Here is a 14,733-nt window from a genome sequence, read left to right as displayed (position 1 = left end):
TATTCTGAATTCTGCATGTTGTACGTTTTGCTTGTGCTCGCCGTTTTTGGCCTGATTACTTCGACTGTCTTTACCGGCATGGTGCTGGCGGCTTTGCCTTCCTGGTTACGGGAACGGCGAGCGGTGGTTCGCGAGCTGGCTGTGGGTGAGGCGTTTACTCCGCCGCTCAGCTTGTTGAAGCCGCTGCATGGCGCTGAGGCGGGGCTGGAAGGCCATCTCGAAACATTCTTTACGCAGGATTATCCGGAGTACGAGATTTTGTTCTGTGCGCGCTCGGCGGAGGATGCCGGGTTGGCGGTTGCGCGCAAGGTCGCGGCGCGGTTTCCGCGTGTGCCGGTGAAGTTTCTTTCTACGGGCGGGCAGCCGGATTATATCAATGACAAGGCCATCTCCATGGAGCGGATGGAGGCTGAGGCGGCACACGAGATTCTGGTTATCAGTGACTCGGATGTGCAGGTTACGCCGGACTATCTGCGGGCTGTGGCGCTACCGTTTGCGGACGCTAAGGTTGGCGGGGTGACTTGCCCTTATCGCGGTGTGGCGACGGAGGGTGGCGTGTGGGCGCGGCTGGAGGCTGTGGGCATGTCCGTGGAGATGACGGCGGGCGTGCTGGTGGCGCGGAATCTTGAGGGAATGCAGTTTACGCTGGGGCCTACGATGGCGTTTCGGCGAGAGACGATTCTCAGGATGGGCGGGTTTGCGGTTACGGCGGATTATTGCGCGGACGATTTCGTGTTGGGGAATGAGGCTTACAAGCAGGGCGAGACGGTGGTGCTGAGTCATCATACGATTGACCACATTGTTCTGCATGAGAGCTTTTGGCAGTCGATGCTGCACCAGGTGCGATGGATGAAGTCCACGCGGTTTTCGCGGCCCAAGGGACACTTTGGTACAGCGTTGACGTTTGCTATGCCGTTTGGGGTGTTGGGACTGGTTGCGGCTGGGGCGCTGGGGCATTGGGGCTGGGGTGTTGCGGCTCTTGTGTGGGCGCTGGTTTCGCGGCTGGCGATTTCTGTGCCGGTGGGGCGGCTGGTGGTTGAGGACCCTAGCTGGTTTGGGTTGGCGGTGCTGTATCCGGTGCGGGATTTTATGGGGTTTGTTTTCTGGGCGGCTAGTTATGGGTCGAACCGGATTCACTGGCGTGGGCGGATTTATGAGCTTTTGCCGGGGGGACGGATGCGGGCGGCGAAATGAAAGCATGCCTCAGGGGCTAAAGCCCAAATCTCCTTAAGGCTGTTTGATTGCCAGGGCTGAAGCTCGGACCTACCTGCCATGCTCTTTCAAGACGGGTTTATCAAGTGATCCCTAAGCGAAATAGCTCGTTCCATTTACAATCGAAATAACTATGATTCGTTACTCTACCGCCGGGGAATCGCACGGCGAGGCACTGATTGCACTCGTTTCCGGGCTTCCTGCAGGCGTTCCAGTTGATCTCGACTTTATCAATCGCGAGCTTTGGCGGCGGCAGCAGGGCTTTGGCCGCGGCGGCCGTATGAAGATTGAAACCGATAAGGCGCACATTCTTTCGGGCGTCAGGCATGGCAAGACGATTGGCTCGCCGGTGGCGATTGAGATTATCAATCGCGACTGGAAGAACTGGGAGGAGAAGCTTCCAGTGGAGACGGGCGATCCGGCGAAGCACCAGGCGGTGGCTTCTCCGCGACCGGGGCATGCGGATTTGGCCGGTGCGCTGAAGTACAACTTTGCGGATGCAAGGTATGTGCTGGAGCGGGCTTCGGCGCGTGAGTCTACGGCGCGTGTGGCGGCGGGTGCGTTTGCGAAGTTGTTGCTGCGGGAGCTTGGCATTGAGATTTTGAGCCATGTGACGCGCGTGGGGCGTGTGGAACTGGAGCGTCCGGCGGAGTGGAATGAGATTACCGCTGTGGCCGCGAAGGACGAGGTTCTGCTGAGCTGCGTGGATGCCGACACCGAAGCGCGCATGAAGGAAGAGGTTGCGGAGGCTTCGCGCACGGGCGATACGGTGGGCGGTGTCTTTGAGGTTGTGGTGCATAATGTGCCGGCGGGGCTTGGTACTTACGCGAACTGGGATGAGCGGCTGGATGGTCTGTTGGCGTGGAGCGTGATGAGCCTGCAGGCGGTGAAGGCTGTGGAGATTGGCCGCGGCGTTACGGCGGCGGAGAGCTTTGGCTCGAAGGTGCATGACCCGATTCACTACGCTGCGGAGCCGAATGGGAGGCCTACGCGGTTTACTCGCGAGCAGAATAATGCAGGCGGTGTGGAGGGCGGTGTTTCCAATGGCGAGGACATTATTGTTCGTGGATATTTGAAGCCCATTTCTACGCTGCGGAAACCGCTGGAGTCTGTACGGTTTGATACGCGTGAGACGACGAGCGCTAGCTATGAACGGAGCGATATTTGTGTGGTTCCGGCGGCGGGCGTGGCGGCAGAGGCGATGGTTGCGATGACGGTTGCGAACCTTGCGCAGCAGAAGTTTGGTGGCGACTCGGCGCTGGAGATGAAGCGGAATTTCGAGGGGTACATCGAACAGATTCGGAAGTTTTAGTTTGGAGATTTTAGGGTCTCCGTGGGAAGAACAGAAACAATGATTTTGAAAGTCGTGAAATACCCTGATCCGGTGCTGCAGCAGCCCGGCGAGCCTGTTACAGAGTTCAATGATGAGCTGCGCAAGTTTGTCGCGGACATGTTTGAGACGATGTATGCGGCGAAGGGCATTGGGCTGGCCGCGCCGCAGGTGGCTGTGTCGAAGCGCATTACTGTGCTTGATTTGAGCGGCGGCTCTGATCCGAAGCAGAAGATTGTGCTCATCAATCCGGAAGTGATTGAGCGTGAGGGCAAGCTGTATGAGGAAGAAGGCTGCCTGAGCTTTCCGGATATTCATGAGAAGGTGCAGCGCGCCGCGAAGGTGAAGGTGCGCGCGCAGGATGAGTATGGGAAGTGGTTTGAGATGGATGGCGAGGAGCTGTTGTCGCGGGCTTTTCAGCATGAGATTGACCATCTGGACGGTGTGCTGTTTATCTTTCGCATGAGCGCGCTGAAGCGCGACATGATTCTGCGCCGCATCCGCAAAGCCCAGCGCGAAGGGACCTGGTGAGCTGGCCGCTCGGGCAACTGCGCGCTCAGCGCGCCGCCCCGGCTGTTGTGGGCCTCCCGGTGGTCGGCTTTGGATTTGAGGGATAAGGCATGAAGCTGGTTTTTTGTGGGACGCCGCAGTTTGCTGTGCCTACGCTTGAGGCGTTGATTGCGGCGGGGCATGAGATTCCGCTGGCGGTTACGCAGCCGGACAGGCCCGTTGGGCGTGCGCAGGAGATGGTTGCGCCGCCGGTGAAGCAGAGGGCGATGGCGGCGGGGATTCCGGTTACGCAGCCGGAAAAGATTCGGAACAACCTGGAGTTTCGTGCGGCGCTTGAGGCTATCACGCCGGACGCGATTGTGGTTGTGGCGTATGGGCGGATTATTCCGGCGTGGATGCTGGCGCTGCCGCGGCTGGGATGCATCAATCTGCATGCTTCGCTGTTGCCGAAGTATCGTGGGGCTGCGCCGATTCAGTGGGCTGTGGCGATGGGCGAGACGGTGACGGGGAATACGACGATGCTGCTGGAGGAAGGGCTGGATACGGGGCCGATTCTTTTGCAGCAGACATTGGAGGTTACGCCGGAGCAGACGGCGGCGGATTTGTTTGAGGTGTTGGCCGTGCAGGGGGCGCCGTTGGTGATGGAGACTCTTGCCGGGTTGGAAGCCGGAATGATCACGCCGAAGGTGCAGGACCATTCGCTGGCAACCCTGGCCCCGATTCTGCAGCGCGAAGATGGGCGGATGGATTTTGCGGCGCGGACGGCTGCGGAGTTGTGGAATCGCTGGCGCGGTTTTCAGCCTTGGCCGGGGGCGTTTACTTCGCTTGAGGGCAAGAAGTTTCTTGTGCATCGGCTGCGTGTGGCTGCGGAGTTGCAGGATGCGGCAGAGGCTGGTGAAGTTCGCATGAAGGACGGACGCTTGTTTGTGGCTTGTGCGCAGGGGACTTGGCTGGAGCTGCTGGAAGTGCAGCTTGAGGGCAAGAAGCGCGTGGCGGCTGCGGATTTTCTGCGTGGGTTGCAGCCGGGGCATGCGGCGCTGCGGTTAGGCTGAACACATGGCTCGTGCTGATTCCAAGGTTTCTGCCGCTCGTAAAGCTGCGTTTGCGATTCTGATGGATGTGGAACGCGGGCGCGGGCATTCGGATGATTTGCTGCGGGCGCGTTCTGTGTCGCGGCTTTCTTCTCAGGACAAAAATCTGGCTACTACGCTGGTGCTGGGCGTGCTGCGATGGCAGTTGGCGCTCGATGCCAGGGTTCGTCCGCTGCTGAAGAGGCCGAATGCGAAGCTGGATGCGGAAGTTCTGATTGCGCTGCGGCTGGGGGCGTTTCAGTTGTTGAAGCTGGATCGCGTGCCGGCGCATGCGGCGATTGATGAGAGCGTGGAGCTGGCACGGGAGGCGGGGCATAAGTTTGCTTCCGGCATGGTGAATGCTGTGCTGCGGCGGTTGGCCGTTGCGGGCGGCGTTTCTGTGGAGGCGCGGGAGGCTTATCCCGCATGGATGGTCCAGCGGTGGACTGGCTTCTTTGGTGAGGATCTGGCACAGGCAATTTGCGAGAACGGTGTTGCGGAGCCGAGGCTGCATGTTCGCGTTGCGGATGCGGAGACTGATGCGGAGCTTGCACGGGATGGAGTGTTGCTGGAGCCGGGTGGGATTTTGACGGCTGCGCGTGTGGTGCGTGCTGGTGATGTTGCGCAGACGGCGGCGTTTCGTGAAGGGCGCGTGCGGATTCAGGATGAAGGCTCGCAGTTGGTGGCGGAGATTGCTGGTAACGGGAGCTTAATTCTGGATGCTTGTGCTGCTCCGGGAGGGAAGACGCTGATTCTGGCAGAGCGGAATCCGTTGGCGCGGGTGGTTGCTTGCGAGGTGAATGCGGCTCGGTTGGGGGCGTTGCGGAAGAGGCTTGCGCCGATTGGTGCGCGGGTGGAATGCCGTGAGGTGGATGCGGCTTTGATTGCTGAGGAGCAGGCGTTTGATTTGGCGTTGACCGACGTGCCTTGCAGCGGGACGGGGACGCTGGCGCGGAATCCGGAGATTCGGCATACGTTGACGCAGGATGAGTTTGCACGGCAAGCGGAGCGGCAGAGGGGGATTCTTGCTGCGGCTTTGAGGGCGGCGAAGAGTGGGGCTCGGGTGGTTTATTCGACTTGTTCGCTGGAGCCGGAAGAGGATGAGCGGGTTGTCGAGGCTGTGCTGGCAGAGCATCCGCGGGTTCGGGTTGGCTCGATGATGGCGCGGATTGAGCAGATGCGTGCGGATGGGATTGTGACGGTCGAGGGTGCCGAAAAGCTTGCGCGGTGCGTTACGGCGGAAGGGTATTTGCGATTGTTTCCGGGGGGGCTGGGGACGGATGGGTTCTTTGTGGCGGTGTTGGAGAAACGCTAACCCTCTACATGGGAATTAAGACGCTGAATGATTCAACTGCTTTTAGTGACTTCTTCGTATGTAGGGTCACCATATTCCCATTGCAACATGGTTTCTTGAGTCAAGTACTCTGTCACATGTGTGAGGTTCACATTAGGTGGCACGTTAATCGAGATTAGCTTTGAATGTATTCCTTCATAATCGCATCGCAAATTAGCGAAGAGTAGTCAGCACAGATTGTGACTGTGGATGGTCGCCGGATTCGTTGAAAATAATGCGAAGAGTGCGGTTTCCCGACTTCTTTATAAGACGTGTGAACTCCAAGTAGCCATCTTCGTCAGGTTGTGCTTCGATAATGTCTTCGCAAGAAATCCCATAAGCAAAGAATGGATTGTTGTCCAATTTGTATAGATGCCCCTCAACTGGAAAGGCCCATAATGTCTCAATCTCATCAGGACTAGGGCCTTGTAATCGTACCTTCACCATTGGCTTTTCTTCAGAATTCATGTCTTTGCTCACTCGGATATCAGCTTTAATGAATCATAGTCGCGGTTGAGCAGGGTGCAGAGGGCTTCGATTACCAATTCGTGGTCGGCACGCATGGGCAGGCCGGAGACGGTGGCTGTGCCTATGATGCCTGCGTTGGCTACCCGGAGCGGGAAGGCTCCACCGTGGGTGGCGTAGTCGCGGAGTGGGAGGGCCTGGCCGTCTAGCATCGACTTACCCCTGATTTTTTCCTTGATGCCGGCGGCGTAGGAGCTGATGTGGAAGCGCTCGACAATGTTGATTTTGCGGCGCACCCAGTCTGGGTTATCGGGATTGGTGCCTTCCATGGCGGCGTAGAAGAGCGGCTGGTTGATGCGGCGCACGTCGATGACGATGGGGAGGCTGCGGTCGTGGGCGAACTGACGGAGGATGGTGCCTAGCTGCCATGCGGTTTCGGCGTCGAGTTTTGGCAGGATAAGTTCGCGCTCTTGGCGTGTGATTTGTTCGAGGTCTTCTTGCAGGCCCATGTGGTCTCCCGTGAACAGCATACCTCAGGGGCTGAAGCCCCTTCTCCGATTCCGGTGGATTGATTGCCGGGATCAATCCACGGCTTACCTTTACTGCTTGTTCTTCTTGTCTATTTCGTCCCGCTTGGTTATTAGCTTTCAGCGCGGGCGGGCATGATGCCTAGCTTTTCGTAGATGGGGCGCATCTCTTTGCGGATTTTGGGGAGGCGGAGCCAGAACCAGAGGCCTCCGCAGATGCAGGCGATGCCGCTGACGATGACGGTGTGCTGTGCGCCGATGGCGTGGGCGAGGGTTCCGGCGAGAAGGCTGCCGAAGGGGGCCATGCCGACGAAGGCTATGGTGTAGTAGCTCATGACGCGGCCACGCATTTTTTCATCGACGAGGGTTTGCAGGATGGTGTTCGAGGATGTGAGTCCCTGCATCATGCCGAAGCCGGTTACGAGCATCATGAGCAGCGAGAGCCAGAGCACATGCGAGAGGCCGAAGGCGATGAGTCCGATGCCGAAGATGCCTGCGCCGATGGGAATGACCTTGGTGAGGCCGCGTACGGATTTGCGGACTACGAGCGCGAGAGCGGAGGCAAGTGAGCCTACTCCTACTGCTCCCATGAGAAAGCCTTGGGTGTGTGCGCCGCCTTTGAGGACTTGGGCGGCGAAGACGGGCATGAGGACCATGAAGGGCCATCCCATGAGGCTTAACAGCGCGAAGAGCATGAGGATGGTGCGGATGGGAACGGAGTTGGAGACGTAGACCCAGCCTTGCTTGAGCTGTTCGACCATGGTGGAGGTGTGGCCTTCTAGCTGCTCGTGCTTGACGCGCATCATAAGCAACGAGGCGATGACGGCGATATAGCTGAGGCCGTCGATGAGGAAGCACCAGCCTTCATTGGTGACGGCGATAAGCATTCCTGCGAGGGATGGGCCGATGAGGCGGGCTACGTTGACCATCGAGGAGTTGATAGCGATGGCGTTGGAGAGATCGTTGCGGTCCTCGACCATGCGGATCATGAAGGATTGGCGGCCAGGCATGTCGAAGGCGTTAATGATGCCTTGAAAGGCGCTGAGGAGGAGGACTTCGGTGATGTTGATGACGTGCGTAAGGGTGAGAACGGCCATGAGCAGGGACTGAATCATGGCGAGTGCCTGTGTCCAGATGAGGACTTTGCGGCGGTCCATGCGGTCTACGATGACGCCGGCGAGCGGGGCCAGCAGGAAGGTGGGGATTTGGCCGACGAAGCCTACTGTGCCGAGGAGCAATGGGGAGTGGGTGAGACGCCAGACCAGCCACGAGGTGGCGATGCGCGTCATCCATGTGCCGATGAGCGAGATGGTCTGGCCGCCGAAGAAGAGGCGGAAATTTCTATGACGAAGCGCGCGCCATGCGTGGGAGAGTCCGGCGGGCTGGGAGGGTTTGGATTCTGTCTGTGACTCTGTTGTCATTCCTATTTGATTAGACGCTGGTGTGTGAGGCGATGACGCGGGTTTGTGGCTTGGGATTTCATGGCGGGAAATATTATGTGGCGGAACTGAAGTTCAGACCGTTTTGGTCATTTTCGGAACGACTGAAGTTGTGCCCTGTTATGAAGCTTAAGGCCGGCTTTTATGGTATCCCAGGTCCGAAAACACGGACCTGGGATATCCAACTATTGTGGGATATTTATCTGGCGATGGTTAGCTTGACGGGGGTGTTGGCGTCGGCGCGGGCTCCGGCTGCGGGTTGCTGCTGGATGACGGTGTTGGGCGTTACGGGTGGTTTGGGGGTTGTGCCGTCGGGGCCTACGGGGGGAATGGCCATATCGACGAAGCTCGGCGGGGCGGCGGTGAGGCCTACGTGTGCGAGCTGTGCCTGCGCGGCTTCGAGGGTGAGGCCTTTGAGGTCGGGCATGAGGAAGCCGTCTGCGGTTGCGTCGGGAGGTGCGGCTACGAGGAGGTTGATGCTGGGGCCGTCGATACCGCGGGCGTGGGCCGGCGGGTCTTGCGCGAGGACGGTGCCTTCGGGAAGGCGGGCGTAGGGCAGGTGGGCGGTTGTGCCTACGGTTAGGCCCGCGAGGCGCAGCTTGAGGGCGGCCTGGCGCTCGTCCATGCCGATGGTGTCGGGTACATCTACATGCTGTGCGCCGAGGCTTTCCGCTACGCGGACGTGCCATTCGCGGCGGACAACGACTCCGGCGGCGGGGGATTGGGTGAGGATGTGCCCGGCGGCCACGTCGGAGGAGTAATAGCGATTATCTACGTCGAGATTGAGGCCAAGGCCAGCGGCCTGACTGCGCGCGTCAGCAACGGTCATGCCTTTAAGCGCGGGTACTTGCACTTCCGTTCCGTGGATGGCGAAGTGCATGGTCGTAATGGCCGCGAGGAGGCCTACGGCCACGACGAGCAGCGTGACGGAGGCGATGCGGAAGAAGTTTACGACAGGACGGACTATCTCTGGGCTCATGGCTGTACTTATTTTGCAGGTCCTTCGTCTTCCAGGACGACTTCGTAATCGATTTTGGCCTTGCCTTCGAGCATTTGGGAGACGGAGCAGTACTTGGTTTTGGAGAGTGTGACAGCGTCTTCGGCGGCTTTGCGCTCGACTTTGCCGCGGATGGTGTAGGTGAGATGGATGTGGGTGAAGATTTTGGGGTAGTCCGTGGCGCGGTCGCCGGTGGCGCTGACGCGGAGGCCAGTGATTGGCTGGCGCTTCTTCTGGAGGACGCTGACGACATCAACGGAGGTACAGGAGCAGAGGGCCATGAGTACGGCTTCAACGGGGCTGGGGCCGTGGGTGTGGTCGCCGGTGTCGAAGGTGATGGTGTTGCCGCTTTCGCTGGTGGCTTCAAAGATGTCGTCGTGCTTCCATTCGCTGTGTGCAATCACGGGGGGATTCCTCTATTTTGTGTTTTCGGTGGCGGGCTCGGGATGGATGGTGACGCGGCCGAGATCGGGGCACTCCAACTTGAGACGGTCTTCGAGGGCGGTGATGATTTCGTGGACCTGGCCCATGCGAAGGTTGTCGGGGAGGGTGCAGTGGCAGGTGAGGTCGGTGTGCTCGCCTACGTGGATGACGGTGATTTCATGCACGTCGATGATTTCGTGGAATTGAGAGGCGGCGGTGCGGAGGGCTTGCTCGATGCTTTGGTCTTCCTGCACTACGGTTTCGGGCTGCTCGATGGTGGCGGGCTCGCTCTCGATGTGGGTGAGGACGGAATCGATTTCCGGTACGGCGTGGAGGATTTCTTCTTCCAGCGTGGTGACGAAGCGGTGGGCTTCAAGGAGCGGCATGCGCTCATCGAGCTCGACGTGCTGCTCGACGCGGAGGCGGCCATGGTGCGACTGGACGCTTAGCTCGTGGACGGAGACGTTGTTACGGGCGGCGACGGCGCGGACGCGGTCGAAGATGCTTTCCGTTCCGGCGGGATCGCGGGGGACGGTGTGGATGACAACGTCGGTGCCGGGAAGCGCGAGGGTGATGGCTTCGGTGGCGGCTCGGACGACTTCTCCGGTGTGCTCGAAGGTGGAACGGCGCGGGAGAGCGAGTGTCAGGTCGGCGAAGTAGGCTGCGCCGGAGCGGCGGACGCGGGCCTGCTCGACGGCGAGCACGCCGTCTACGCCTGCGGCGGCATGGATGACGCGCTGGCGGGTTTCGGCGGGGATTTCGTCGATGAGGGCTGCGATGGTTTCATGCGCGAGGTGGAGCGTGATGCGCAGAATCATGAGCGAGACGACGATGGCGGCGAAGGGATCGGCGTAGAGGAGCCAGTGGATTTTTAGGTATTCGCCGAGCCAGCTTGCCAGGAGGCCGGCGAGAACGGCGAGGGTGGACCAGATGTCGGAGGCGAAGTGGAAGGCGTCGGTTTCGAGCGCGGGGGAGCCGGTTTGCTTGGCGGCGGCGTAGAGTTGGCGGGAGCGCCAGTAATCGACAGCGATGGACGTGAGCAGGACGAGGACGGGCCAGATGGAGTGGCGGAGCTCGCTGGTGTGGTGCGCGATGCGGCCCAGCGCTTCCCAGATAATCCACACGCAGGAGATGGCCATGAGACCGACTTCAAAGAAGGCGGAGATGTTTTCGACTTTGCCATGGCCATAGGTGTGGTCTTCGTCGGCGGGCTTGTCAGCTACGCGGACGGAAAAGAAGGTGAGAGCGGCTCCGGCCAGGTCGAGGGCGGAGTGGGCTGCGTCAGACAGGATGCCGAGCGAGCCGGAGAAGACGCCCGCGGCCAGCTTGAGGATGGTCATGGCGGTGGCTGCGCCTACGGAGTAGAGCGCGGCGCGCCGCTTGAGGGCGGTGGTGTTGGCCAGACTGGAGGCTGCCGCTGACATGCCTATTCAGGCTACTACGAAAGCTGTACGGAGGACCGCGTGGCGGTGTAGAGGCCGGCGATGCCGAAGGTGTAGGGCTGCCAGTTGTATTCGGTGTATCCGGCGGCGCGTATTTTTTCGAGCATTTGCGGCGGCGGGGGGAAGTTGCCTACGGATTCGGGGAGGTATTGGTAAGGGCCGGCCTGACCCATGATGGCCTGGCCGATTTTCGGCAGGATTTGGCGGAAATAGAAGGCGTAGAGCTTGCCGAGGAGGCCGCCGGGCTCGCTGAAGTCGAGAATGCCTAGCTGGCCGCCGGGTTTAAGGACGCGGTGGAACTCGCGCAGGCCGGCGTCGTAGTTGGCGAGGTTGCGGAAGCCGAAGGCGGAGACGATGAGATCGAGCGAGTTGTCGCGGAGAGGAAGGTGGAGGGCGTCGGCTTCTAGCGGCAAAGCATAAGGCCCACCATCGAGTAGCCAGGTACTCCTATAAGGACTATTGGATGGTGGATTAGGTCCGATATAAGGCCCAAACTTTTTTGCGCCGCGACGAAGCATTTCATGAGCAAAATCAGCGGCGACGATTGGCTTTGCTCCGAAAGGGCGGTGCTTGAGCAGGGCCATGGTCATGTCGCCGGTGCCGCAGCAGATGTCGAGGATGGCGGCGTCTGGGCGGGTGAGGATGGGACGAAAGCGGCGCGCGGTGCGGTTCCACCAGAGGCGGTCAATGTTGGCGGAGAGGACGTGGTTCAGCAGGTCATAGCGCGGGGCGATGGAGTTGAACATCGCCTGTACGGCTTCGGCGGCTGCGGCTTCGTTCTTTGCGCCTGCGGGTTTGGCTCCGGTGTTGGCCACTACTTTTGCACCTGGTCTGTTTCTGGAGCTGCCTGCGAGAGCATGTACTTTGCGGCTTCGAGGAGTTCTTCGGCAGTTACGTCTTCGGCTATGCCTGCGTCGCCGATGCCGATGGGCAGGACGAAGCGACGGACGCCGCCTACATTTTTCTTGTCCGCGCCTGTTGCGGTGACCAGCTTTTGCGCGCTGACTTTGAAGGGTGGCAGCGGGCCGTAGAGGTAGATGAGGTCTTCGAGGCGGTCGGCCTGGGCGGCGGTGACTGTTTTGCGTGTGTAGGCGATGTGCAGCGCGGCGATCATGCCCCAGCCTACGGCTTCGCCGTGCAGGAGGACCTTGTAGCGGGTGGTGGACTCGATGGCGTGGCCGATGGTGTGGCCGAAGTTGAGAATCATGCGGAGGCCGCTCTCGCGCTCATCGCGGTTGACGACGCCGGCTTTCATGCGGATGGAGGCGGCGATTACTTTTTCGAGGGCCTTGGGTTCGCGGTCATGGATGGCTTCGAAATGCTCTTCCATGTAGCGGACGAGGGCGCGGTCGCGGATGATGCCGGCTTTGACGGATTCCTGAAGGCCGGCGTGGAGTTCGCGGTCGCTGAGCGTGTTCAGCACGCCGATGTCGGCGAAGACGGCGAGAGGGTGATGGAAGCTGCCGACGAGATTTTTGCCTTCGGGGAGGTTGACGCCGGTTTTGCCGCCTACGGAGGAATCGACCTGCGAGAGGAAGGTGGTGGGGACCTGCACGTAGGGGATGCCGCGCATGAAGATGGCGGCGACGAAGCCGCCTACGTCGCCGACGATGCCGCCGCCGAAGGCGATGAGCAGGGAGCCGCGGTCGCCGCCGGCTTCGATCATCTGGCGGAGGATTTTTTCTATGCTGGCGAGGGTTTTGTGCTTTTCGCCGGGGGGCAGGAAGAGGGCGATTGGCGGATCCTGTTTGGACTGCAGAAACGATTGCGTGAAGGTTTCGCCCCAGAGAGCCCAGATTTCGGGCGAGGTGAGGACGAAGACGCGGCGGGGGAGCTTGTCGACTACGCGCTGGATGCGCGGGGCCAGGGTGGCAAGCAGGCCGCTGCCGGTGTGGACTTCATACTTTGCCGAAGGGGTGTCTACTCTTATGGTTTGCACGCTGGTTCTATGGTATCGAATTTGGCTTGGATAGGTGATTTCAAGGATCAGGCCAGCCGTCATCCACGATCCCCAAATGCGAGGGACTGGGGGCACCCGGCGATTCGTAGAACACTTTTCGATTCGCCAGACACTGCCTAAGGTTGGTGCTTTCTGGGGGCGTCTGATTGCCGGGGATAAATCCCCGGCCTGCCAGTCGTGCACTGTTATGGAACTTGTTGCATGTCTTGTTATGAAGTCCGTTAATTTCGAGTTGTCAGAGGGTGCCTAAACGTTCAGGCTTCTCAGGTAGGGGATGCTTAGTGGCATCTGGGCCGGGTTTTCATATAGCTCGACAAAGTAGTTTTTGATGTTGGCCTTCTTTGCGGCGGTGAAGACCTTTTTCCAATTCACTACACCCTGGCCGATTGGCACCTGTTTTGCTTTGCCGTCGGGGCCGATAACCCAGTCCTGGCAGTGCATGGAGATGTAACGGCCGGGATAGCGGGTGAAGTAATCTACCGGGTCAAAACCATCCAGCATGGTGGAGACCTGGAACTGCAGCTTCACGGTCTTGGGATCGAGGCGGGCGATTTCCATGTCGTAGACACGCTTGCCGTCGATGCTTGTGACCTCAAAGACTTCATTGTGCAGTACCGCGACAATGCCTGCATCGTGGGCCTTGGCGGCGAAGGTGTTGAAGAGGCCGGTGATGCGGTCCACGTCGCTCACGGTGGGAGGGACGCCCTTGCGCAGCGTGCCGAAGCCGAGGCTGGCTGTGCCCATCTGCGTGAGGCCGAACTCTTTGGCCCATGCGATGCGCTCTTCCGCGTGGTTGAACAGCTCGTCCGTGTCGAAGTGGCAGCTTATGCAGGTGAGGCCGTAGTCGCTGAGCATTTTGCGTAGCTCTTGCGGCTTGTACTTTGCGAGGCTGGAGAACTCTTCGTAGCCAAAGGGGGAGCAGAGCTCGATTGTTTGAAAGCCTGCCGCGGAGAGGCTTTTCATTGTTCCGGCGAAATCTGTATTGATGGAAGCGCGAACAGGATATGTCTGGCAGCCAATGGGCAGGCCCAGCGGATTGGCAAGCAGGGATGGGGCGGCTGCAAGGGCGACGGCGGCGGCGGAGCCGTGCTGAAGGAAAGTGCGTCGGGTCATCGGCATGCGGAGGCTTCTCCTGATGTTTGTTTCCAAGAAGAGTACGACAACTGCATGTGCATTGACGAATGACGCAGGGGATTCCCTATCCTTGTTCGCGGCGATGGGTTCGGGTAAGGTTCGAGCAGGGCGAGGATTCATCCGGTTTGACTTCTGCGGAGGTTAAAGTTGCGCAATCTCGATTTCAGCTCGCTGCATGCGCTGGTTACTACGCTGCTGAGCCTGGCGGTTATTACGCTGATTGGCGTGGGTATCCGGCTGCTTACGCAGGTTACGATTCAGCAGCGGCGGGAGCGTTTGAATCGCCAGATTAACGAGCGTTTGCGTGCCCTGATTGCTGCTTACAAGACGCTGGGCGGGTCTTTTACGGGCGACTTGACGGTTGATCCTACGCATCGTCGTGATCTGCATCGGCAGGGTGCCGACTCGACGGAGCCGTTGGAGCCAAGTGTGGCTGAGCCTCCGGGGTCGGATAGGGCGCGGCGAGTTCGGGATGCGGTGGAGGCGGCGTTGTCGGACATTATGCTGCTTGGCACGGAGGAGCAGGTGCGGTTGGCGGCGCGGGCGGCGCATGAGCTTGCTACCGGCAAGCTTGTGCATACGCAGGAGCTGGTTGTGTCGCTGCGGGCTTTTATTCGCGAGGCGCTTGATCTCGATCCGATTCCGGCTGACGTGGAGATTCCGCAGCAAGGGCCGGCGCGGTCGGCTGGTTCCGGTGGCCGCGACAAGGGGGATAAGGGGGAAGGTGGTCAGAAAGGTGGCGGCGGAGGTGGTGGTGGCGGAATGGGAATGGGCGGCGGTATGGGTGGCGGACTGGGGATTGGGTCTGGAACACACCATGATGAGAGTGATGAAGAGGATGGCAGCGGCTCATCTTTTCACCATCTTTAGCGCTGCTGGTTCGTGGCTCTA

Annotated in this window: 15 protein-coding genes; 6 read left to right on the top strand and 9 right to left on the bottom strand. The window is 59.9% G+C overall.

Features of this window, described 5'->3' with window-relative positions; genetic code table 11:
• Positions 1-15: 15 nt before the first annotated feature.
• From AC5S3R_RS09265 to AC5S3R_RS09245, 5 genes are all read left to right on the top strand, one after another.
• Positions 16-1,194 (top strand): glycosyltransferase, encoded by a 1,179-nt coding sequence (locus AC5S3R_RS09265; protein WP_494266743.1) that lies wholly within the window; start codon positions 16-18, stop codon positions 1,192-1,194.
• Between the two features lie 151 nt (positions 1,195-1,345).
• Positions 1,346-2,524 carry a chorismate synthase gene (gene aroC, locus AC5S3R_RS09260; RefSeq protein ID WP_494266742.1) on the top strand — a complete coding sequence of 393 codons (1,179 nt, stop codon included), beginning with the start codon at positions 1,346-1,348 and terminating at the stop codon, positions 2,522-2,524.
• Between the two features lie 39 nt (positions 2,525-2,563).
• A complete protein-coding gene (gene def, locus AC5S3R_RS09255) occupies positions 2,564-3,073 on the top strand; it encodes a peptide deformylase (RefSeq protein WP_494266741.1) in 510 nt (169 codons plus the stop codon).
• A gap of 89 nt (positions 3,074-3,162) precedes the next feature.
• The gene (fmt, locus tag AC5S3R_RS09250) at positions 3,163-4,104 is read left to right on the top strand and encodes a methionyl-tRNA formyltransferase (protein WP_494266740.1); all 942 of its coding nucleotides are present in this window, start codon (positions 3,163-3,165) and stop codon (positions 4,102-4,104) included.
• A gap of 4 nt (positions 4,105-4,108) precedes the next feature.
• Positions 4,109-5,437, top strand: a complete 1,329-nt coding sequence (locus AC5S3R_RS09245; protein ID WP_494266739.1) for a transcription antitermination factor NusB — start codon at positions 4,109-4,111, stop codon at positions 5,435-5,437.
• Between the two features lie 192 nt (positions 5,438-5,629).
• Here AC5S3R_RS09245 and AC5S3R_RS09240 read toward each other — a convergent pair whose 3' ends face one another.
• The 9 genes from AC5S3R_RS09240 to AC5S3R_RS09200 form a co-directional block, all read right to left on the bottom strand.
• A complete protein-coding gene (locus AC5S3R_RS09240) occupies positions 5,630-5,923 on the bottom strand; it encodes a DUF4265 domain-containing protein (RefSeq protein ID WP_494266738.1) in 294 nt (97 codons plus the stop codon).
• 8 nt (positions 5,924-5,931) lie between these two features.
• On the bottom strand, positions 5,932-6,429 hold the full coding sequence (locus AC5S3R_RS09235; protein WP_494266737.1) for a heme-degrading domain-containing protein: 498 nt from the start codon (positions 6,427-6,429) through the stop codon (positions 5,932-5,934).
• Between the two features lie 131 nt (positions 6,430-6,560).
• Entirely contained in the window at positions 6,561-7,868 is a 1,308-nt protein-coding gene (locus AC5S3R_RS09230; RefSeq protein ID WP_494266736.1) for an MFS transporter, read from the bottom strand.
• Positions 7,869-8,085: 217 nt separating this feature from the next.
• A complete protein-coding gene (locus AC5S3R_RS09225; protein ID WP_494266735.1) occupies positions 8,086-8,865 on the bottom strand; it encodes a PASTA domain-containing protein in 780 nt (259 codons plus the stop codon).
• Positions 8,866-8,873: 8 nt separating this feature from the next.
• Entirely contained in the window at positions 8,874-9,287 is a 414-nt protein-coding gene (locus AC5S3R_RS09220) for an OsmC family protein (protein WP_494266734.1), read from the bottom strand.
• A 12-nt stretch (positions 9,288-9,299) separates the two neighbouring features.
• Positions 9,300-10,730 carry a cation diffusion facilitator family transporter gene (locus tag AC5S3R_RS09215; RefSeq protein ID WP_494266733.1) on the bottom strand — a complete coding sequence of 477 codons (1,431 nt, stop codon included), beginning with the start codon at positions 10,728-10,730 and terminating at the stop codon, positions 9,300-9,302.
• A 14-nt stretch (positions 10,731-10,744) separates the two neighbouring features.
• Positions 10,745-11,563: a class I SAM-dependent methyltransferase gene (locus AC5S3R_RS09210; protein WP_494266732.1), complete on the bottom strand. Its 819-nt coding sequence runs from the start codon at positions 11,561-11,563 to the stop codon at positions 10,745-10,747.
• Positions 11,563-12,687 (bottom strand): 3-dehydroquinate synthase, encoded by a 1,125-nt coding sequence (aroB, locus tag AC5S3R_RS09205; RefSeq protein ID WP_494266731.1) that lies wholly within the window; start codon positions 12,685-12,687, stop codon positions 11,563-11,565. Before aroB ends, AC5S3R_RS09210 begins: the two co-directional genes overlap by 1 nt.
• A 267-nt stretch (positions 12,688-12,954) precedes the next feature.
• Entirely contained in the window at positions 12,955-13,827 is an 873-nt protein-coding gene (locus AC5S3R_RS09200) for a sugar phosphate isomerase/epimerase family protein (protein WP_494266730.1), read from the bottom strand.
• Positions 13,828-13,989: 162 nt separating this feature from the next.
• On the opposite strand from AC5S3R_RS09200, the gene AC5S3R_RS09195 reads away from it, so the two are divergent.
• Positions 13,990-14,712: a hypothetical protein gene (locus AC5S3R_RS09195; RefSeq protein ID WP_494266729.1), complete on the top strand. Its 723-nt coding sequence runs from the start codon at positions 13,990-13,992 to the stop codon at positions 14,710-14,712.
• Positions 14,713-14,733: the final 21 nt, after the last annotated feature.

It is taken from the genome of Occallatibacter sp. FHG110214_02, from assembly GCF_059115385.1.
This window is presented reverse-complemented; position numbering and strand designations above follow the sequence as displayed.